This window comes from Aureispira sp. CCB-QB1 (genome assembly GCF_000724545.1).
Classification (GTDB): Bacteria; Bacteroidota; Bacteroidia; order Chitinophagales; family Saprospiraceae; genus Aureispira.
In genome coordinates this window covers 137579-157192 of sequence record NZ_JHBV01000021.1, presented here as the reverse complement: position 1 = coordinate 157192, position 19614 = coordinate 137579, and the positions used below count along the sequence as shown (strand labels likewise).

At 34.9% G+C, this 19614-nt stretch carries 21 protein-coding genes; 2 read left to right on the top strand and 19 right to left on the bottom strand.

What is annotated here, in order from left to right; all coding sequences use genetic code 11:
- Nucleotides 1-62: 62 nt before the first annotated feature.
- From CG11_RS10130 to CG11_RS10045, 17 genes are all read right to left on the bottom strand, one after another.
- A complete protein-coding gene (locus CG11_RS10130) occupies nucleotides 63-356 on the bottom strand; it encodes a hypothetical protein (protein WP_052595751.1) in 294 nt (97 codons plus the stop codon).
- A 2-nt stretch (nucleotides 357-358) separates the two neighbouring features.
- Entirely contained in the window at nucleotides 359-952 is a 594-nt protein-coding gene (locus tag CG11_RS10125) for an N-acetylmuramoyl-L-alanine amidase (RefSeq protein WP_052595749.1), read from the bottom strand.
- A 5-nt stretch (nucleotides 953-957) separates the two neighbouring features.
- Nucleotides 958-1383, bottom strand: a complete 426-nt coding sequence (locus CG11_RS10120) for a hypothetical protein (RefSeq protein WP_052595748.1) — start codon at nucleotides 1381-1383, stop codon at nucleotides 958-960.
- Between the two features lie 27 nt (nucleotides 1384-1410).
- A complete protein-coding gene (locus tag CG11_RS10115; protein WP_052595746.1) occupies nucleotides 1411-1884 on the bottom strand; it encodes a hypothetical protein in 474 nt (157 codons plus the stop codon).
- Between the two features lie 5 nt (nucleotides 1885-1889).
- Nucleotides 1890-2600 (bottom strand): hypothetical protein, encoded by a 711-nt coding sequence (locus CG11_RS10110; RefSeq protein WP_052595744.1) that lies wholly within the window; start codon nucleotides 2598-2600, stop codon nucleotides 1890-1892.
- Nucleotides 2590-3498: a hypothetical protein gene (locus tag CG11_RS10105; protein ID WP_052595742.1), complete on the bottom strand. Its 909-nt coding sequence runs from the start codon at nucleotides 3496-3498 to the stop codon at nucleotides 2590-2592. The genes CG11_RS10110 and CG11_RS10105 overlap by 11 nt, the downstream gene beginning before the upstream one ends.
- Nucleotides 3499-3691: 193 nt before the next feature.
- Complete coding sequence (locus CG11_RS10095; RefSeq protein WP_052595738.1) at nucleotides 3692-4069, bottom strand: hypothetical protein; 378 nt, start codon at nucleotides 4067-4069, stop codon at nucleotides 3692-3694.
- A gap of 38 nt (nucleotides 4070-4107) precedes the next feature.
- Complete coding sequence (locus CG11_RS10090; RefSeq protein WP_052595736.1) at nucleotides 4108-4467, bottom strand: hypothetical protein; 360 nt, start codon at nucleotides 4465-4467, stop codon at nucleotides 4108-4110.
- Nucleotides 4468-4507: 40 nt separating this feature from the next.
- On the bottom strand, nucleotides 4508-5011 hold the full coding sequence (locus CG11_RS10085; RefSeq protein ID WP_052595735.1) for a hypothetical protein: 504 nt from the start codon (nucleotides 5009-5011) through the stop codon (nucleotides 4508-4510).
- 172 nt (nucleotides 5012-5183) lie between these two features.
- Complete coding sequence (locus tag CG11_RS10080; RefSeq protein ID WP_052595733.1) at nucleotides 5184-6032, bottom strand: hypothetical protein; 849 nt, start codon at nucleotides 6030-6032, stop codon at nucleotides 5184-5186.
- Between the two features lie 96 nt (nucleotides 6033-6128).
- A complete protein-coding gene (locus tag CG11_RS10075; RefSeq protein ID WP_156039725.1) occupies nucleotides 6129-7313 on the bottom strand; it encodes a hypothetical protein in 1185 nt (394 codons plus the stop codon).
- Between the two features lie 63 nt (nucleotides 7314-7376).
- Nucleotides 7377-7637 (bottom strand): hypothetical protein, encoded by a 261-nt coding sequence (locus CG11_RS10070; protein WP_052595730.1) that lies wholly within the window; start codon nucleotides 7635-7637, stop codon nucleotides 7377-7379.
- Nucleotides 7638-7641: 4 nt separating this feature from the next.
- Nucleotides 7642-8130 (bottom strand): hypothetical protein, encoded by a 489-nt coding sequence (locus CG11_RS10065; RefSeq protein WP_156039724.1) that lies wholly within the window; start codon nucleotides 8128-8130, stop codon nucleotides 7642-7644.
- Between the two features lie 16 nt (nucleotides 8131-8146).
- Nucleotides 8147-8494, bottom strand: coding sequence for a hypothetical protein (locus CG11_RS10060; RefSeq protein WP_052595726.1), 348 nt, complete (start codon nucleotides 8492-8494; stop codon nucleotides 8147-8149).
- A 32-nt stretch (nucleotides 8495-8526) separates the two neighbouring features.
- Nucleotides 8527-9165, bottom strand: coding sequence for a VapE domain-containing protein (locus CG11_RS10055; RefSeq protein ID WP_052595724.1), 639 nt, complete (start codon nucleotides 9163-9165; stop codon nucleotides 8527-8529).
- A gap of 46 nt (nucleotides 9166-9211) precedes the next feature.
- A complete protein-coding gene (locus CG11_RS10050; protein WP_052595722.1) occupies nucleotides 9212-11431 on the bottom strand; it encodes a VapE domain-containing protein in 2220 nt (739 codons plus the stop codon).
- Between the two features lie 24 nt (nucleotides 11432-11455).
- Nucleotides 11456-11719 (bottom strand): hypothetical protein, encoded by a 264-nt coding sequence (locus tag CG11_RS10045; protein WP_052595720.1) that lies wholly within the window; start codon nucleotides 11717-11719, stop codon nucleotides 11456-11458.
- A gap of 536 nt (nucleotides 11720-12255) precedes the next feature.
- Between CG11_RS10045 and CG11_RS10035 the strand changes: the two genes are divergently transcribed.
- The gene (locus tag CG11_RS10035) at nucleotides 12256-12651 is read left to right on the top strand and encodes a helix-turn-helix domain-containing protein (RefSeq protein WP_052595716.1); all 396 of its coding nucleotides are present in this window, start codon (nucleotides 12256-12258) and stop codon (nucleotides 12649-12651) included.
- Nucleotides 12652-13037: 386 nt separating this feature from the next.
- Here the strand turns inward: CG11_RS10035 and CG11_RS10030 are convergent, their stop codons facing one another.
- Together CG11_RS10030 and CG11_RS10025 are read right to left on the bottom strand one after the other, a co-directional pair.
- On the bottom strand, nucleotides 13038-13934 hold the full coding sequence (locus CG11_RS10030; RefSeq protein ID WP_052595714.1) for a YihY/virulence factor BrkB family protein: 897 nt from the start codon (nucleotides 13932-13934) through the stop codon (nucleotides 13038-13040).
- Between the two features lie 381 nt (nucleotides 13935-14315).
- Nucleotides 14316-18542 carry an ATP-binding protein gene (locus CG11_RS10025; RefSeq protein ID WP_052595712.1) on the bottom strand — a complete coding sequence of 1409 codons (4227 nt, stop codon included), beginning with the start codon at nucleotides 18540-18542 and terminating at the stop codon, nucleotides 14316-14318.
- A 221-nt stretch (nucleotides 18543-18763) separates the two neighbouring features.
- On the opposite strand from CG11_RS10025, the gene CG11_RS10020 reads away from it, so the two are divergent.
- Nucleotides 18764-19534 (top strand): hypothetical protein, encoded by a 771-nt coding sequence (locus CG11_RS10020; protein WP_052595710.1) that lies wholly within the window; start codon nucleotides 18764-18766, stop codon nucleotides 19532-19534.
- Nucleotides 19535-19614: the final 80 nt, after the last annotated feature.

The window sequence follows — 19614 nt, the reverse complement described above, 5'->3', positions numbered from 1 at the left end:
GTGAATTTTCTTTTCTTCATAAGCACTAATTTAAGCTTTTTTTGCGAACTTAACTAGTGGTCCTAATTTTGGGGTATACTGCAATATAACTGTGCTATTTCATGCTTAGAAGTATCAATTTTAGCCGTTGGCACCGTTTGTCCAGAGCTATCCACATAAATAATAATAGGTTTAGGGATTTCCTGTCTTGGAAGCTGAACAACTATTGGTTGTGGAGCTGTGGTATCAATTCTTACAATTGTATCTATTCGAGGTTGCGTGGTTTGTAAATGGCCAGGGGGCTGTTTACATTGCTGCAAAAAAATAATGTAGCCAAAGAGACATAGAATCAACCCAAATTGAATGTTATCCTTCATGGTTAAGAGTGGTATTTAATAAAGTTCTCAATAATATCCACTACATAAGCAGCAGCTCTGTCCCGCCCTTCGCTTGTCAGTAAATATTTCTTGCATTCCTGTTCATTGTCCATGAAGAACAATTCTAGGATAATAGCAGGGTTATTGGTCAAGGCTAGAATATCAAAGTTTTTACGTTTGACCCCTCGAAATTTGCTTTCGGGAAAATGTTTTAAAAACAAAGCTTCTGTCCAATTCGCTAAGGTTTTAGTTTTGGAACTAGATTTCCAACAAATCCAAGTTTCACAACCTGTTCCCTTTCCTGCATTGGAATGAATGTCTATCAAAAAGGTTCTTCCTTTAGATTTTTTGTACAAGTAATCAGCTCTTGAAATTCTTGTACTCATGTGAATATCCTTTTGTTCCGGAACTAGATCATAGAAAGGAATTCCTTTGGCTGTTAATTGCTCCATAACACGAGCTTTGATGGCTCGGTTGTATTCCCCTTCGTAGATGGTTGTTCCATCTTCAAAGGTGAATCGTTTGCCCTTGGTTTGGTACACGCCGCCAATCATACCGCCGTGACCATTACCGAGAACAGGAATTAAATTACTCATGTTTTTTAGGTGGGTTTAAGAGAGTTTAAGTCTGTTTTGTGTTCTCCTTTTGCTTCAAATCGAGTTTGATTTAAATAAGCTTCTAAAAGCTGCCTGTAATGCCTTTTTTCATAGTTGGTCTGTTTGCCTATTGGACGAATTCTTTTGTTGAATTCGGGCAAATAATGGCGTTTTAGCACCGTTTCTATGTTTCGAAATAAGAGGGTTGTCTCTATAATTTCAAAACTTAGATTATTACGGTCTAAATGAGCTAACGCTCCCTGTTTTTGAAACAGGCGCATAACAGCTTTGTAAATGTTTTTAGCAGCACCGATGTATAAAACGGTGTCATTTCGGCGGATGAGGTAAATGCCTTTTTTTGCTCTGAATCTACTTAAATGCTTTTGAGGAATGGGAGTTTGAACGGTCAAAGAGGTATCTTTGACAGTCATAATAATGTGTGTATTTAAGATTAAGATTTAAAAATCAAATGTATTAAAAAAATCGTCTAGGTCAATCACTTTGTTGCCTTTTTTAGTGACCTCCACAAAGACAAATTCATCATCTTCTCCATAATGAATTAACAAACGTCTACTCTTTAAGGCTTTTAAGACCATTTTAGTAGTATCTTCTGTTCCCAATTCATCCAGTACATAGCCCTTAATCATTTCAGGCATGGTTGCTAATTGTTTGATGAAAAGTTCTTGAATCAATGCTCCTGCGTCAAAGGCTCCAATTTCGTTTTTGTTGCCATCAAAGAATTTACCAACCGCTTGCTGTTTCATCTTGAGTAAAAGCAAGGTCATTTCAAATGGATTGCATTGGTGCTTGTCTGCCATTTCTAGAAACAAAGCATCAAGCATCATGCTTAAATCTTCTCTAATCTGTGGCAAGCGTTTAAAAAATAGTTTCTTGAATTGTGCTTTTGGATTTAATTGATCTAAAATAGACATGGTTTTTATTGTTTTTTAGGTTTTGAAGTTTGTTTTTTAATTGGTTTCTTTTTGGGTTTCTTATATGGAACATAGGTCATTTTGCCTGAGTTCATATCTAAAGTACAATAGCTGTATTTAGGCGCATTTTGCAATTTGTTATAGGCAGCAACCATCTTTTGACGATGGGGTATTTTAGGACTGGAGAAAGAAGGAACAACATTGTTGATAAAAAAGCGGGCAAAGGTCAAGGCTCCCCATGCTCTAAGGGGAAATTGGCTAGGCATGTGAAAAATTACTCCAAGCCAAATATCAACATGTTTGGAACCAAAGAACAAGGAATTCATTTCAAAAGTTAGACGACTGCCAATAATACCCACGGCATCATCTATAATAAAGAAGGTTCCTTCATAGCCTTCTTCAGTCATTTCTAAAAAGAGCAAATCTCTAATTTTGCGGTGTCTCCCCCTTCTAGCTCTCACTTTTTTTCCTCTAAATAAACGCATGAACGAACTTTGAAAGTCGTACATTTTACCTTTGTACTCAAACATCAATTTTTTGCCCTTCTCGTCAATATCTAATTTAATGACAAGGTATCCTTCCCAATCCTGTTTTCTTCCTGCATTGTAGACAAAAATTGTCTCTCGTTTAGCATTTTTAGCAAACTGTTCCATAGCATAAGTTTTGCCTGAATGTGGTCTACCAAAATGAGTGATAACAACAGGTTTATTGTCCATAGCCTAAGAGTTTTCTAATTTCCCGATCTTTTTTGCCTTGTTCTAACCATTCTTGAATCTCTGGGCTTGGGAATTCGTCTGCAATGTCAACTTTGATATAGGTTTTTCCATTCGGTACACGATTGTATTTACCATCAGCATTGACAGAAAATACTTTTCGTTTTTCTTGGAATTCCTTCAAATGAGAATAATCCGTTTGAGCTTCTCCTTGTACCTCGTCCTCTACTTCTACTGCTTCAACAGTCGTTGTTTCTGTAGCTGCTTGGTTTAAGTTAGTTGAAGTCTTTTGTTTTTCCTCCTTCTTTAGTTGAAAACGATCCAACAAAGCAATTCCCAAAGGTGGAAGCGTCCACATTGCCAAAGCTGCCATCAATGCACCAAATGGTGATAATTCGGAAACTTCTTTAGTCGCTAGATATTCTTTGATGCAGTCAATTAAAATGGCTTTCATTTCATCATCTGCCACATATTCAGCCATGTGTTGCCCACTTAATTTACTACAAAGGCTAGCTTTGAAAAAATCAGCTTTATCTAAAAACTTAGCTCCTAATCGTTCTATATTTTTGCTGTTCTTTTCACTACTGATTCGTTCCTTTATCTGCTCTACTTTTTCCGTTGGTGGTTCACGATCACTGCTTGGCTCTCCTTCAAATTCGGTTAATGGATCGCTTTCGTTTTCTTCGATGTCGTCCCACTCTTCCTCTTCGTCCTCCTCCCAATTGTTCATCAAATTATCATAATCGTTGCTTATTTCATCTGCTTCTTGTTCTTTCATGAACTGGTCTAATTCTGGACTGATACTATCGTCTTCATCCTCTAAAAAGGGAAAGTCGTCTAGTTCTTCCTTTTCGTCCTCTAAAGGCTCTTTTTCGGGTTCTTTATTTTCGTTTTGGTTCATGGGTTTTAATTTGTTTTTTTATTTTTTGAAAATCTTTTGTCAACCATTTTGGAAACGCTTTTGGCGAAACATTGTAAAAACCGAAAAAAGGGCTTTTGTAGCGTTTAAACGCATTTATTTGTTTTTGGTAGCGTTTTTATTTTCTTTTGGTAGGCTTTTGAAAATGTTTTGGAAATGGCGTTTATTTTCTTTTTTAAATGGCTTGAATTTGTTTTAGGATTTCTTTTAAATCGACAATTTCTGTTGTTCGTTCAACTTGCTTTGAAAAGCTTGTTTTGGGAGTTGTTTCTCCTTTGTCAAACAAGAACAAGACATCATCCTCATCAATGGAGCAAAGGGCATTATTTTCCTCCTGTTCGAGCTGTTTTATTTTCTTTTGGATGATGGCACAAGCAATGTGTTTGGTTCGATCAGGTTGCACATCTGTTTGATGATTGCCTTTTACCGCTTCTTGCTTGCTAGGAGCTTCTTTGGGTTTAATCACATTGATGTTAATGGAACGAGCAATTTGATAGTTATTGCCTTCTAATTGGATTTGTTTGCCTTTGGTAAGTTTTAATAGTTTAGCCATGATAGATAATAGTGGTTTTAATAGGTTATGGATTAGTTTTAGAATTTTTTGCGGTTTTGTTGACGACTCTTTTTAGCCAGTTTCTTGCGTTTACGGCGTTTTGCAAGGGCTTTTTTCTGTTGGCGTTGCTTTTGATTAATTGGCGTGAACTGCTGTTCATCTTCCCAACTTAAAGAGCTGCTGAGATATTGAGCAAGATCATCAATAACAATGGGTTTAACGTCCTTTTTGTACTGCTGCTTTCTTTCGTTTAAGTCTTGTTTGTGTTGTTCTTTTTGTGGATTTTGGGAGCTTGTAAAGAAGGAGTCTAGGACAAAACAGAACAAGGCAGTAAAAACGCCTATAACAGCGAAAAAAGGTATTCCAACAACAATTTTAATAAAGTTTAAAAATTTCATGAGTTTTAATTTTAATGGATTAGGATAAGGTTTTTATTGTTTACATGAGGTTTGATGCTAAGAGCATGTACATGTCAATTAGTTCTTTTTGTTTTGGTGTTCCCTTTTCGGTGAATAAGTCAACTTCTTGACCATTCTTTGTATAGGAAATAAGGAGGAATCCATGTTTAGGAGGTGTGTTTTTTCGAAGCCTATCAGCAGCGATTTCAAAGACCTTTTTATCTGCTTTCTGACAATTGGTTCCCATAGCAAGTGGCACATCATCAATGAAATTTCCTTCACCAAATTTTAAAGTGATTTTGGCTTCTACTTCTATATTTGTTTGTTCGAAAATAGGGCGTAATATCTCCAAGATAGCACGGCATGGTGTTTCAGATGTTATGACAATAGAAAAGCTGCCAAAATCTAAACTGATACGATCTGAGATAGTGGAAATGATGTTATGATCTTCTAGTTCTCTAGTAATATCAACAATGAGTTGTTTGGCAGGTAGAAGAGTTTGGAAAGGATAATCTAGGTTGATGGTTAATGCTTGTTGTTCCATGATTTTATAGTTTGTTATTAATGGATACAAAGCTATATCAGACCTATATAAAAAAAAAGGTTTTGTCCTCTATCCCCCTTCATTTTGTGGCGTAATTCGAATTATTTTTAGTTGGGGCATAAAAAAACACCTCAAAAACGAGGTGTTTTAAATCTATTTAAAGGAAATTTTTTTATAAAAATGAAGGCCAATCTTCTCCCCAACCTTCAAGGGAATCTTTATTTACTCCCTCTATGGTTTTATTTATTTTATTTAGATAAGATTTAAAATAATTGGGAGACATCATTTCTATAATATATTTTTGTCCGAAGCTTTTAATATCATCTCCATAAGTTTCATAGTATTCAGGGGGGACTTTAAAATGATAATCAAATTCTAATTGACCATAATCAATTTCTTTTAGGTCAAAATCTTCTTTGTCGGAAGGAGATAATTGTAACATAATTCCATCATAAATTACGATATAAAAGAAAATACTACGGAAACCTGTTGTGTTATAGCCATCACCTCCAACATGAATGGACTTTTTGATTAAACCATTAAGAGAGCTAAAAAAAGAAACATTATCTTGTAAAATTTTATCACCTTTTGTGAAAATTGTATTTGTTGAAAATGAGTGATCTTTTGAGAATAGCTCTAATTTATTAAATGCCTTAATTACTGTTTCTGTTGAAGAGATGGTAACATTATTATTTCTCTTTAATTGAGGGAAAATTTTAAACCATGATGAAAAAATAGAACTTTTAAGTATACTTTTTGAACTTGGAGCATAAAGAATAAGTTGTTTATCACTTGACTTTTTACATTCAATCATTAAGTTAATAGTTATCCCATTAATTATTTTTTCTGCTGCTATATCAAATTCTCTATGTTTTCCTGTTTCAAAATCTAAATAATAACTTCCTAAAGAAAGTAACCATCCATTATCCTTTAATATTTTAGCAATATTTAGTTCAAGAGGAAAACCTGCTTTTATTAGCCCTGCTTTTACTTTTTTTATTAGCCCACTTTTTGTGTCCATATTTTTATTATTTGTTTTAATAAAAATATGATTTTATTTCAATAAACAATTGATATGAAAAAATAAACTACCTTTTAGATAGTCTATTTTTATTATTTATCCTTTCAGTCGTTTTTTTCTAGCCTCCAACATGCACGACCGTTTACAGTATTTATGAGACATATTTTTATGTACAAATTTAGTATCACATATTGGACATACACGGGTGTACTCCTGCTTTACTCCATCAACTTCAATAGTTCGTGTTGTTACTTCACTAGTTTCGGGCGGTACTTCCTCATAGTCGATAAAGCTTGGTTTTTTCTTTTGTCGTGGTTCCCCTGTGACTGGTGTAGTACTTGTTGTGACTTGACTAGTTTCTTGTGTGACTTGTGTAGTTCTTTCTTCTTGTTTATCAATGTCTTTGGTTGTGACTTGACTAGTTTCGGTAGGAGGTGTCTTTTCTACTCGTTCTTTCCTGCATTCGGTATAATACCACCAAGAAAAACAGGTGCAAAGTACAAAGAGAACTTCAAAAACTATAGCAGTAATAACAAGTGTTTTACTTAGTTCTGCTCGTTCCTTTTTTACTTGCGAAGTAGCCTTTTGAAAAGCTACATTAGCGGCAATTTTAGCAGCTTCATTGTATTGATTTAATTCTTTTAAAGCTTCATCTTTTTGAGCTTGCAAGGCTTTTATATCTTCGTTGTGTTCTTCTACTTTTTCTGCATCGTCACTTTTTAGGCGACCTTGCCAAAGCCTTGTTTCTCTAGCTTGGTTTCGTTCGTTTGTCTTATCTGCTATTCTGTTGTTAAAATCTTCTTTGATAGAATTGGGAGTCTTTAAAATGGCTTTTTCTTCTACAGCATCAGCAATAAAAAATGAAGGTAAAATTTTAGCCCCTTCAACAGAAATATAAATACTAGTACTTACTGCGATCAGCGCAAGGAGGGTAGGGAAGCGTTCAATTTCTTTGTATTGAAATAGCCCTTTCATTACATCGTTGGTGCTTTCTCGTTTTATCAATTCAATTGCTATAACCAAAGCAATAGAACAGGCGACACGAACAATAATATTAATGTTCTCAAACAAAAAAGACAGCATGGTAAATGCCGTTGTAAGGCTTGCGATTTGAGCAATAAAGCCCAATCCTAGAAAGGAAGCATTAGCCATGGCAAAACGCTCTGAAAACTTCTTGTGCTTGAATTTATCGTCTAGGGTTTTATCCAGTCGATTGTTGAAAATTTTAAAGCTTAGTTTCTTTCTTACCTCTGAATAAGGATTTTTAATAAAAGTTGTCATATTTTTGGTCTTTAAAGTTGTCATAGGGGAGGTATAGCTGGAACTATACAGCCCCTTTTGATTTTATTTGTTCATTAGCGTTATAAACTCTATCCAATCTTTTAATTCGTCTATATTATCAGCAATTAAAGTGATGCTAAATCCTTTTTCTTCAATGATTGCCGTTACTGCTCCCCATGTATCAATACGGATAAGAACATCATCAATTTTAAGTTCAAAGTAATGTTCTCTAGAGTCATGTTCAGGGCTATCACAAAGAGTAATAAATCCTAACTGTAGAAAATCGTTTTTAGTTGTATTAGTGAATAAGTGATAAGGAGGCATATTTTTAGTATTTAAAATCGTGAGTCCAATGAATTATTTTACCTTCAAAATCCTGCTTACCTTTGAAATAGTTTATAAAATCTTCTAGGTTGTCAAAGCCATCATTAATCGCCAGTTCTTCAACCTCAAATCTGTCTAGTTTTCGACCATCAACGAAAACCATTATACTAGGCACATCAACTGTGAGTATGAGTATTTTTTGAAGCTCTGTAACAGGTAGGGTAGGAGCGAATTGAAAACGATTAGAATTGTATGGATTGATGATAAAGTGTATTAGCATTCCAACTTTCCAACGATCTGCTTTATCTTCTCTAATGCTATGTTTTTTAGGCTTCATAGCACTTAAGGCACCATCCCATTTTTTACCAAACTTATTTTCGTATAACGCCAAGTATTTTAAATATTCATCCATACCTAAAAGCAATGAATTGGATATTTTTTCAATAAAGTAGCTAGGCTTTTTGTTGATTTGTTCTGTGAATATTAAGTTCATGATCTTATGTTTTATCTTAGAATGGTAAATTATCATCTTGTTTAGAGGGCTTTTTATGTATCTTTTCTTTCTCTTTATAAGCGTGGATTGCATCTTGAATAGTAAATAGAAAAGGGTCACAAGGAAGCTTTTTAATGAAAGGCTCAATAGCCTTTTCAAAGTCCGTTTGGGTTCTAGTTATAATGTAGAAGGGTTTAATTTTTAGATATTGGCAAATAGGTCTTAAATCAATGCAATAGCGACCCCATCTAATCCAAAAATTTAAGCCAACACAAGGACGGAAGAAAAAGTCTTGAAACTTGACACCAGTAATTTGAATAGCTTGTGTCTTGCTATCTGAATGTTTATTTATGTATTGAATCATATTGTTGTTATTTGATGTTGAATTGGTGTTGATTATTGATTTAAGAAACCTTCTTGATATAGCTTATAAGCTTGTCCCCACATTTTATGGATAGGAATTTTACGCAGCTTGTCAATGTCGATAGCTTCTGTTAATTCAAAGGGAATAAAGGTGTTGTTGCAAGACCTGATACTCTTTGCAAGTAGATTGCTAGCTCCACAAAAATTGGCTATTCGATTGTATGTTTTAGCTTCTTTTTGATAATGCTTTCTAACTCTAATAGTGGGCATTGTCACCAACTTTTTAAGATCGTCCCATTCTTTAGCATTATTTAAAGTGATGAATTGGTCATCCAGTATCACAAAGAAAGTATCTGTTAATAGGATAGAACTGTCTCTATCTTGTAGGTGAACATGACCACTGAAATAGTAGTGAGAAGGGGTGAATAATTGCATCCAAAAACTAGTTTTGCCAGTACCTTGACCACCGCAAAGAACCAAACATTTAGGATTGGTGTTTTTGTCAGGTTCATACAAGTTGGCAACCGAAGCAACAACCCACTGTTTGAATACTTTTTCAAAGACGCCTTTATGTGCATTTGTTTTCACAATGTTTGAGACTTCTTTGATGTAGTCTTTGGAATCGTCTCTGTAGTCTGCTGCAAATTGAATTAGCTCTTTAATAGCTTCCATTTTTTATGATTTTGTTTAAGTTTAAAATTGTTTAAGTCTTTTGTTTTTAGGTGCGTTTGACGTGCCAATAACGCCCTCTTTTCTTATCGGATTCTCTTACAACTGTCTTTTGCTCGAAGTTTAAAAATCTCATGGCTCTTGCGATCTTGGAGACAGTTACATCTTTGTTTAGATGGTATTCTCTATCCAACCATTTCCAAATCTCAGTACTATTGAGAAGTATTAATTCATCGTCTTTTTTGCTGTGTGGCTCATAAGTATCCATTATTAAATAATGCTCATTAGAGAGTTTCTTAAAACCTTGTTGATACTTATCTATTTGATTTTTTTCTTTAGAGTCGGGTAAGTAGTAAAATCCACTTTTGAACAGTTGGTAAGCTTGCGCCCACATTTTGCGAATGTCTATCTTTTCTAATTCGTTAAGATTGATCGGCTCTGTTAACTGAAATGGAATAAAACGTCTGTTTCCTGTGTCGTCTTGCAGTATTTCTATTCGATTGGCTGTCCCACAAAAATTGGCTACTCTAGGAGCTAACTTACTTGTTTTAGCATAGTGCCAACGAGCTTTTATCCTAGGCATGGTGATAGCACTTTTTAAGGCTTCCCATTCTGTTTCTTTACTCAGGACACTAAATTGTTCATCTAAGACCACTAAAAATGTATCTGTTAATAGAATCATAGAATCCTTATTCTTTAGGTCTATATGCCCTGTGAAAACATATTCCGAACTAAAGAGGGAAGTAAAGAAGGTTGTTTTATTGGTTCCTTGACCACCACAAAGAATGATGCAATGATGATTTGTACATTGATTTTCTACAAACACATTAGCAACAGAGGCAACCAACCACTTTTTAAAGACATTTAAAAACAAGTTTTTAGGAGCATCTGTTTTGACAAAATTGGCTACTTGTGTGATGTAATCTGTTTTATCATTGCCTAGACTTTTAGCCCATCCTTCGAATTTTTCCTTAAGTGGGTGAACTTGCTTTGAAAAATGGCTTAAAATGATGTTTTCTAAAGTTGCAGGAGTACATTTTATCCCTCGTTTGCTCAATAATTCACTAGAAATAGTGTTATACTCTATCTTATCCATTTCTTTGAATTCTTTCCACCCTTTCATCTTGTATTCTTCCCGATTCTTTAGTGTATTGATTCTAAAATCAAAATAAGTCATTAGAGCTTCTTGTACAGACTTTTGATAAAACATAGCATTAGCTACTTTTTTATCAATATCTGCTAGGTCATTATCATCAAGTTGAGGTAACTGGATAAGAAAATCTTGCTGCTGAGTCTCTTTGTATAGGTTTGGAACATACTCTTTTTTAGAGCGTCTTTTTTTAGTTACAGTTTTCTCATTTTCTTGCTTCCATGTAGTATATATGCCTACCTCTTTGATGTTCTCATACGCCCAATGAACAAGATTTTTAGCTTTCTTTAGATCAGTATCAACAGTTACCAAACTATTTTCTACAAAGTACAAGCACTCTTCCTTTGAAACGCCAAATTTTACACACTCAATACTAAATTGTTTTCTGTATTCATGACGTTGACCATTAATGAAAGAATAGCCATTCTTTTCTATTCGTTGAATTGCTTTTGTAATATCATCGAGTTGGTCATTTTTTGGAGGGGTAGGAGGGGAGGTTGTTTTTTTGCTTTTTGTTTCAAATAAAGTAGGTTGAAATTCAAAAATGCTACTCTCTTCATTGTACAATGAACCTCTATCTACAGATACAAAGCATAGGCGATTAAAATTAGAGCTTGACTTATCATCTTCAACACCTGTTAAATCAAAATAAAATTTCCGAACAGCTTTAAATACATTAGCGTGCTGTTTAGGATCTTTATTGGTTGTTTTAACTAAGACTTTATAGCCATTGTTGGATGGAGAACGAAAGCAAAAGAAGGTAAATTTGCAAGCCTTAATTTTGTCAATTAAAATGAGCAAATCCATTTCCTCTAAATTATCATAATCAAGAACAACAATTCCATTGTATTCTAATAAATGCCTTTTAGTTGGTGGAATGGGTATCCTATTACCTTCTTTATCTTTGCCCCATGCTTGACCAAATTTGCCAGAAGGGGTGAAGCAAGGAATATTTACTTTTTTTCTTGCATAGGCTCTTTTACTTTCTAAGTTTAATGTAGTTCGACACTCTAAAACAATTGAAATGTGGACACCTGTCTCTATTTGGTGAGCAATTTCAGATATTTCAAAATGCCCTTTTTGAGTCTTATACAGCCCATTTAATAGCGTTACTTTCATGTGTGGTTTTATTGTTGGGAAATTTTATTTTTCTAATAAGCTCAAATACTGTCTAGCTGTCATGGTATCAAGGCTACACTCATAGTATAAGGCAAGGTTAAGGGGAGATTGATTGATTGCATCCGCTATATCCAACAAGAGTTGAAAAGACATTTTTTGAGGCTTTTTTAGAGCGTTAGTTATGCTATATCTTGTCGTGTTAGGCAACTCGTATAAAGTGTTAAATTGTCGAGTGCTTAGTTGATTTTCGCAAAATTGGCGGAATGTTTGCTTTGTGTTGTCTGACATTTTAGTTATTGGTTTTTATTATATAAATCATTTATTATTTGTTGCGTATGAAATGTTAGGATATACTCTCGCAAAACAGCTTAAAATTGTCTTGTTTCCTATTCTTGTTGTTTTAAGAGTTGCTCTAATATTTCGTACTATTTCTTTGTAAATCCCATTTTTAACTTGTGCTAAAACCTTTGTTTCTATCGACATACTCTTATTTTTAGACATAGCTACGCCTAGCCGCTTTTTTAGGCAGCAGGTCGTAACAATTGTAAATGATTTGATTAGTTGGGTGGGAGGGGATCGAACCCCCGAAACACTCCCCATAAGGTTTCACTTCCTACAAGTCACCCAGACCCTTCAAACTAACTATTCCCCAATAGATAGCGATTCAGAGCTTTTTTATTATCTTAGTGATTAATCTTTATTTTTCTGTTGTCAATTTTCATTTTTGATAATTCAAAACTATTAAACAAAAAGCAAAATTGCAACTTTTAGCAAATAATTTTTGAAACAAAAAGCAAAATTTTTAAAAATCATCTTGTAACCCAATGAAAGAACGCTTTGAACAGATCGTAACATCTTGCAGTAAAAATGTAACCACCTTTGCAAAAGATTTAGATGTTTCCCATACTGCGGTCAGTAGAGTTTTGCAAGGGGAGACCTTACCTAGCTCTAAAATATTGATTCCTTTAGGTGAGAAATTTGGTATAAGTGTAGATTGGCTATTATTTGGAATTGGAGAAATGATGATAGACCCATCAAAAAAAATAGTAAAGCCTGTAGATAATAGTAGTCATAGAGAGGACTCAAATGAGTTGAAGGAACTTCAAACCCAAATAAAACATTTAGAACAACGCCTAAAAGATAAAGACTCTTTAATAGAAGAAAAGGATAAGCAAATAGAATCTAAAGATGAAATCATTAATTTGCTAAAAAGCAAATAATGGTGAAATAAATGTATTTGATTATTAGTTTATTATGTTATTCGTACTTAATCGTCACACCTGTTTTTCTTAAAACTGTACCGCACAAAACACTCAAAAACAAAGACTTGAATACTTAAACACAGAAACACCTATATACCCCTATATTATATAAAATAAAAGGTATATAGGGGAATATGTGAGAAGGTTTGCAAAATCTTGATTATTAATGAAATAAGACGTTTGGCTAAATTGTAGTTCCAGTCATCCCGACTAACAATATATAAAGGGTTTGAGCGTTTTGCTTGAACCCTTTGTTTTTGTCTAATAGTCCCCTTTACAGATAGACACTGTTAAAGCAATTGAGGATAAATTTAAGTAAACCCCATTAATATGCGACAGTTTTGTTAGTTACCTTTGGAGTTATCTTGTAAAGAAATGGCATACTCATTGGGCAAAATATCTCTACCCGATTCTCTAGTATAAACTTGTGTAAATTCAGCCCCAAAGAATAAGATCTGAGCAGAATAGTAGACCCATGCTAAAATGGCTACCAAGGAACCTGCTGCTCCATAAGTAGAACTAAAGGTTCCTCGACCCAAATAGAAACCAATAGCAAACTTGCCAATTGTAAATAAGATAGCAGTGATAAAAGCACCTAGCCATACATCACGCCATTCAATTTTAACATCAGGAAGGTACTTAAACATTAAAGCGAAAAGCAGGGTAATAATACCTAAAGAAACGATTAAATTTAGGATAAACCAAAAAGCATCAAACCCTGGCAATACAGAACTCATATATTTATCGAGCGCTGACAACGCAGCACTAATTATCAATGATACCAGCAATAGAAAACCAACCCCTAAAACGGCAGAGAAGGACAGGAAACGTTTTCTAATGAAATTGATGACTCCTTTTTGTGGTTTCGCTTTTACATCCCAGATGGTATTCAGGGCATCTTGAAGGGCGACAAAGACACCTGAAGCTCCAAATAATAAAACAAGGATGCTGATTGTTGAAGCCCAAAAATTGTTCCCTGTGTTCGAAACGTTATCTATCGTCGATTCAATCATATTTGCTCCATTAGCGCCCACCAATCCTTGAATTTGACCTACGATTTCGCCTCTTGCAGCTTCCTCACCAAAAAAAGCACCAGCAATCACAATTGCAATTAAAACCAATGGAGCCAAAGAAAAAACTGTGTAATAAGCAAGTGCTGCTGCTAGGCGAGTAGCATGATCGTTTGACCACTCTGCAAATGTTTGTTTGATTAAATTGAAGATAGCTTTTATTTTCTTCATTGTCGCTTAGTATTTTTTAGGTGGTTCATGTATTGTATTTAGTGTGTTGAAATCATGCAATAGTAACACAGCTCACTAAAAGCAAAAATACTTATGAACGGAGTGCGCTAGGTTTTATAGGTTTGTTGGGGGATGTTTTGTATTTGATAATTAATGAGCTATTAAAGGTTAGTTATTGGCGGAAATGTATTAAAACCATACGATATAGATGTATTTCCATAAGCTATGCTAGAGCACGTTCAGTTTATTATTTTAACAATATCGAAATTGCTTTTGTTTAAAATAAAAAGAATAACAAGTGCTTGATTTTAAATTCGGAAGGGATAGAAAAGTATCATTTAGTTAAATAATTCTTTCTGAACAATTACGTATCATCAATAATTAAAAGTAATCAGTAGGCTTTTTTCCAAATCGTTTTTCATAAATATTGGAGAAATGGTAAGGAGTAGAAAAACCAGAGGCATAGGCTACCTCAGCCATGGTTTCATAAGTATTCTGTTCTAGAAGATCACGAGCAATATTCAATCGAACTTCTCGTATATAGTGTGCAGGGGTAAGACCTGTCAACTTTTTTAGTTTGCGATAAAGACTGCTACGCCCCAAGTGAACAGCCTCTGCCAAAGTTTCCACACTAAAGTCGGGATCAGTTACTGATTCCCACAGAATTTGTTCCACTTCTTTCAGCCATTTTTGATTCATGGGAGACAAGGAGGGGACCTCTTGTTGAGAAGGGGATGTTGTTACAACTTCATCTTTGTGCGTTGTTATCAATGCTTGTTGGCGGATATTGGCGTTAGATAACAGATTGTGAACCCTTGCTAAAAGTTCTTCTGCTATAAAAGGTTTGGTTAGATAGTCATCTACTCCCATTCTAAGAGCACTCAATCGATCCTTGATATTTGAGCGGGCAGTAAGCATTATCATAGGAATGGAGCTGAACTGAGGTTGTTCTTTGCAATATTTCAACAATGTAAATCCATCCATTTGAGGCATCATAATATCTGAAATAATTAAATCAGGCAATTTATTACCAGAGGTAGTTAGATAGTCATGTGCCTGTTTCCCATGCTTGCACAAAATGAGTTTAAAATGAGGAGACAACAACTGATGGATAAACAATTGCATATCTGGATGATCTTCTGCTATTAGAATCAAAGGCGCATATGCCATATTTTTGGTTGGAGAAGGAGAGGAAGTCACTTCAATAGCTTCGGAAAGTGGTGGGGGATTTTCTATCATAGAGGTGCTAGGAAGGGAGCTATGTTTTAGAATTAGACTAAAGGTACAGCCTTGTCCAAGTTCACTTTCTACCTTTACAACTCCACCCATCAGCTCTGCCAATTCCTTGCAAAAAGCCAATCCAATGCCAGTGCCATCTGCTCTATTCTGAGCTTGATTAGTTTGATAAAATCGATCAAATAAAAAGGGAAGATCTTCCTTGGCAACTCCTTGACCTGTATCTTTCACAGAGAAAATGATTTTATTCATATCGAGAACTACTCTTGCGTTTACTTTGTCCTTTGGACTGGTAAATTTAAAGGCATTGGAAATAAAATTATTTAAAATTTTCTCCACCTTATCTTGGTCAAGTAATACAATTTGTTCTTGGTCTACCCAAACCTCTATCGTATAGTCAAGCTCCAAGAATAGGGCTCTTGATTTAAAGGTTGTTAGAATACGACTGGCAAAAGAGTTTAATGCTGTAGGTTGCTCATTGACTTCTAGTTTGTTGGCTTCCAATTTAGATAAGTCCAATATCTCCTCTACCAATTGCAACAGCTGCATGCCATTGCGTTCTATCATTTTTAGCTGTTGCTTTTCAAGGTCATTTTTCTTTTTATTTTTAATAAGAGCAGCCAATGGAGCTAAAATAAGTGTCAGGGGAGTTCGAAGTTCATGGGATATATTGGTGAAAAAACGAGATTTAAGTTGGTTTAACCCCTTTAGTTCTTCGGTTTGGGCTTCTAATTGTAATGTTTTAATTTTTAATTCAGCTGTACGTTCTACTACAATAGCTTCCAACATGCGCTTGCGCTTCTCTAGTGCTTGGGTTCTAAACCAAATAACCAATGCAATGATACACAGAATCAAAATAATAGAACAGGCAACAAACCAAGGTCTAAAATAGAATGGAGCAACTACTTCAAGAGCTATTTTTAGTAGTTGATCACTAGCTTCTGTCTTGATGTGTAGGTCATAATTTCCATAAGGTAGACCATCTAAGTTAATTTCAGTTTTTTGGGTAGCACGCCAATATGGATCCAAACCAACAATGCGATAAAAAAAAGTAGGGGCTTGGTTGCGATAATCTAACAATCGAAAACCAAGTTGGACATTCCTATCTTGAGGCTGAACAACAATTTTTCGATCTTTAAAACAAGCAGCGGTTAGGTCTATGGTCTCATTTTTTTGATTGTCATATTTAGTATGTGAAATGATGTGCAATGCTGCTTTGTATACTCTTTTTGTTTGTTGAATCTCTGTTGGGTGAAAGGAAATGAGCCCATTTAATCCTCCAAAAAAGATGGTGCCATCGTGGGCTTGATAATGGGATATGGTATTAAATTCTTTTTGTGGCAATCCATCTTTAGTACTATAAGGAGTGATGATATGCGTTGCTTTATCAAAAGACATAATACCCATATTAGAACTCAACCAAAGGTGATTGTGTGCATCCTCATACACGGCATAAAGTACATCATGGGTTAGACCATGACGTGTAGTAAAATGTTTGTAAACTTTACTATTGGGATGCCACTTTACCAGCCCGTTGCCTTTGGTGGTTAGCCAAAAGTTGCCTTCCTTGTCTTCATGCAAATGGGTAATAACATCTGCTGGAAGATAATAAGGAGGCTTTCCTTTGGTGTGATAGCGTGCCTTGATGTGCATGTTTTTATCTAAATGATACAAACCCGATGAGCTAGCCAGCCAGATTCCTGTCTGATTTTCATGAAAATGGTAAATTTCACTTGTAGCAAGCCAATAGAACCCATTGTAATTATCCCATAGTTTTAATTTTTTGTTGGTTGCATCAAGATAAGACAAACCAATACCACCTAGCCAAATCTGACCTTTATAATCTTTGTACAAAGACCAGTATAAAGGAGGAATTTTGTGTTGAGACAATCTCAATTCATCTAGACTGTCATACAAAAAGAAATCATAAGCCGAAGTCTCTGGGTGATAGTGTATAAGTGTTCTATATTCTCCTGTCAACCAGATGCTTTCATCATCGTCTACTAAGGTGGCTAAGCGTGCGCCTCCATTTTTGCCTTTCATATCAACAGGATAGTTGGGGATATTGGGCAAGCGTTGCATTTGCTGTGTTCTATCTTTGGTTTGATAGGTACCTGTTCTCGAATTTAAATACAACCTACCTGTCGTATCTTCTGCTATGCCTCTACAACTGACACCAAATTGGTGGCTTGTTGTATTTCCTGAATAGCGTTTGAATGGATTGGGGACAACGTGCAGCAAGTAATTTTTTCGTTTAGTATTGACCCAAAGTCCTCCTTGTATATCAAAAAAAAGATGGGAGGGAGGGCTCTGAAACACTGTAGTAGTACATTGAGCAACTAGTTCAGCTTGTATGGAGTACAAATCTATTTTACCCTCTGTACCAAAGCACCAAATCTGGTTGTGGTAGGGAGCATATTTATAAAGTAGATAATCTTTATCAACTGTGGGAATAAACCTTTGGGGCGATTGATGGTTTGCTTTATAAAAAAGGACATTTTTTGAAATCGAATCCTTACTTAATTGGGTCGTACTATAAATAATGCCTTGCCTATCGAGAGCTTTTATTAGGTTGATTGTCGTTCTGGGACCTTGTGGCTCGGCAAGAGGGTATTGTTCAATGATTTTTTTTCTTTCATTAAAATGGAATAAGTAATGATTTGATGTTTCGCTGATAGCAGTGAGCCAACCACTTGCCGCTTTTTCTTCATAAGGAATGGCTGAACGTATGGTGAAACTATCAGGCAAAGATAGTAAGTGTTCAATTTTGGAACCATTGTATTGATAAAGATCGTGTGGGGTGCTAAACCATATATTACCATCAGCATTTTTTCGAAAAGAGCGAAAGTGTATATCTGTTGCATCAAAGGGTAATGACTTGGAAAAGTATTGATTTAGTGGTGTGATAGCACCTGATATTGGATCAAAAACATCGATGGCATGAGAAACTTCCATTTCTCTAGTGTACGCTAACCACAACATGCTGTCTGGGGCACTAATGACCAAACGAACGTTGTTGCTGCGCAAGGCAAAATCCTTTTTGTGATATTGTTTAAATTCTTGCCCGTTATAGCGATTTAAACCATAAGGCGTAGCCAACCACATAAAGCCATAATTGTCTTGGGCAAAAGAATGAATGAAGGGGTGAGATAAACCATCTTCTGTAGAAAGTTCTTGTTGTTGAACAATATACTGTTTCAACACCGTAGAAAGTGGCTGTGCGTGGCTACAAAACACGACGAACTGAAATAGAATATAGAGGTTGAATTTTTTCAAAAATATCAAAAAGATTAAGTTCCTAGATGAGATAAAAGTAACAAAAAAATGCATTTCTTCTCTTCTAATAACTTTAAAACGTGTTCTAAAGTCCATTGTTTAGCTGAGAAGGGGACAGTGGATATAAAAACGTGTCATAAAGGTATAAAAATATGTCATATCTCAAGATTTTGTATCAGTGACACAGAATTAGCCCTCATTATCAATATCTTCTCGTTTCTTTGAAGCAGAGCATTAAAAAAATCACACCACATCTATTAAGGTTCACAACAACATTTTTTAAATCTGTTTTACAGAAATTTTACACAATAATTTGTATGAAGATAATTCAGAAAAAAGTTAATGAGCTTAGTGTGTCAGAACGGGCACAACTTGAAAACCTAATTTATAGATATTATAAATCTGCTGCGCCAAGCTTCATTGCGGATCGATTAGAAAAAGATTATGGATACGATATAGTGATGATAAAAAAGGGAGACATCATTCAAGGTGTAAGCTTTTATCATTTAACGAAATATAAAAAAGGACCACTAGGGCGCAGTCAATACATCCTTCATTTTGGACAAGTAATGAAGAGAAGTGGTTATCGTGGTAACATTATTTGGAAGCTTGGTATGTGGTATTCTCGTAGAAATATCAGTCAAGTATACTTTTTGAAAAATGTAACAGGTATTGCATCCTTTATTTCTCCCAAGGCTTTTGAACATTATACACACTTATTTCCAAAGTGCTTTTATGAACTAGAAACGAAAGTAGATAAAGAAGTTCGGTGTTTTGTTGAGGACTATTTTAATGAAATTAGAGGTATGAGCATTCACTACAATTCTGACTTTTGTTTTGATAGCTCCGATTTAGAAAAAGAAGACATTACAGATGATTGGAATAAAATTTATCGTGCAAGTAATGAAACGTTCAACCAGCTATTTATAGACAATGGCATTATAAGTATGGAAAATGATCGTGTTTACAAAATGCCTCGCCATATTACGGTATGTGGTATTCGTAGACCCATGCCTTTTGACAAAAAATTAAACTTACCTCCTGTATATAAAACTATTAGGCAGAATACAGGACTGCTATTATCTTAAACTCTATCTGTGGTAATTCTTTACTCTATGAGTGCTAGGCAGCGTATTCGTAATCATTAATAGTCTCGGAAAGAATGAAA

What these genes read in the sequence shown, in the direction of transcription:
- CG11_RS10130 (WP_052595751.1), bottom strand. Translation starts at nt 356, where the DNA reads ATGAAGGATAACATTCAATTTGGGTTGATTCTATGTCTCTTTGGCTAC.
- CG11_RS10125 (WP_052595749.1), bottom strand. Translation starts at nt 952, where the DNA reads ATGAGTAATTTAATTCCTGTTCTCGGTAATGGTCACGGCGGTATGATT.
- CG11_RS10120 (WP_052595748.1), bottom strand. Translation starts at nt 1,383, where the DNA reads ATGACTGTCAAAGATACCTCTTTGACCGTTCAAACTCCCATTCCTCAA.
- CG11_RS10115 (WP_052595746.1), bottom strand. Translation starts at nt 1,884, where the DNA reads ATGTCTATTTTAGATCAATTAAATCCAAAAGCACAATTCAAGAAACTA.
- CG11_RS10110 (WP_052595744.1), bottom strand. Translation starts at nt 2,600, where the DNA reads ATGGACAATAAACCTGTTGTTATCACTCATTTTGGTAGACCACATTCA.
- CG11_RS10105 (WP_052595742.1), bottom strand. Translation starts at nt 3,498, where the DNA reads ATGAACCAAAACGAAAATAAAGAACCCGAAAAAGAGCCTTTAGAGGAC.
- CG11_RS10095 (WP_052595738.1), bottom strand. Translation starts at nt 4,069, where the DNA reads ATGGCTAAACTATTAAAACTTACCAAAGGCAAACAAATCCAATTAGAA.
- CG11_RS10090 (WP_052595736.1), bottom strand. Translation starts at nt 4,467, where the DNA reads ATGAAATTTTTAAACTTTATTAAAATTGTTGTTGGAATACCTTTTTTC.
- CG11_RS10085 (WP_052595735.1), bottom strand. Translation starts at nt 5,011, where the DNA reads ATGGAACAACAAGCATTAACCATCAACCTAGATTATCCTTTCCAAACT.
- CG11_RS10080 (WP_052595733.1), bottom strand. Translation starts at nt 6,032, where the DNA reads ATGGACACAAAAAGTGGGCTAATAAAAAAAGTAAAAGCAGGGCTAATA.
- CG11_RS10075 (WP_156039725.1), bottom strand. Translation starts at nt 7,313, where the DNA reads ATGACAACTTTTATTAAAAATCCTTATTCAGAGGTAAGAAAGAAACTA.
- CG11_RS10070 (WP_052595730.1), bottom strand. Translation starts at nt 7,637, where the DNA reads ATGCCTCCTTATCACTTATTCACTAATACAACTAAAAACGATTTTCTA.
- CG11_RS10065 (WP_156039724.1), bottom strand. Translation starts at nt 8,130, where the DNA reads ATGAACTTAATATTCACAGAACAAATCAACAAAAAGCCTAGCTACTTT.
- CG11_RS10060 (WP_052595726.1), bottom strand. Translation starts at nt 8,494, where the DNA reads ATGATTCAATACATAAATAAACATTCAGATAGCAAGACACAAGCTATT.
- CG11_RS10055 (WP_052595724.1), bottom strand. Translation starts at nt 9,165, where the DNA reads ATGGAAGCTATTAAAGAGCTAATTCAATTTGCAGCAGACTACAGAGAC.
- CG11_RS10050 (WP_052595722.1), bottom strand. Translation starts at nt 11,431, where the DNA reads ATGAAAGTAACGCTATTAAATGGGCTGTATAAGACTCAAAAAGGGCAT.
- CG11_RS10045 (WP_052595720.1), bottom strand. Translation starts at nt 11,719, where the DNA reads ATGTCAGACAACACAAAGCAAACATTCCGCCAATTTTGCGAAAATCAA.
- CG11_RS10035 (WP_052595716.1), top strand. Translation starts at nt 12,256, where the DNA reads ATGAAAGAACGCTTTGAACAGATCGTAACATCTTGCAGTAAAAATGTA.
- CG11_RS10030 (WP_052595714.1), bottom strand. Translation starts at nt 13,934, where the DNA reads ATGAAGAAAATAAAAGCTATCTTCAATTTAATCAAACAAACATTTGCA.
- CG11_RS10025 (WP_052595712.1), bottom strand. Translation starts at nt 18,542, where the DNA reads ATGGACTTTAGAACACGTTTTAAAGTTATTAGAAGAGAAGAAATGCAT.
- CG11_RS10020 (WP_052595710.1), top strand. Translation starts at nt 18,764, where the DNA reads ATGAAGATAATTCAGAAAAAAGTTAATGAGCTTAGTGTGTCAGAACGG.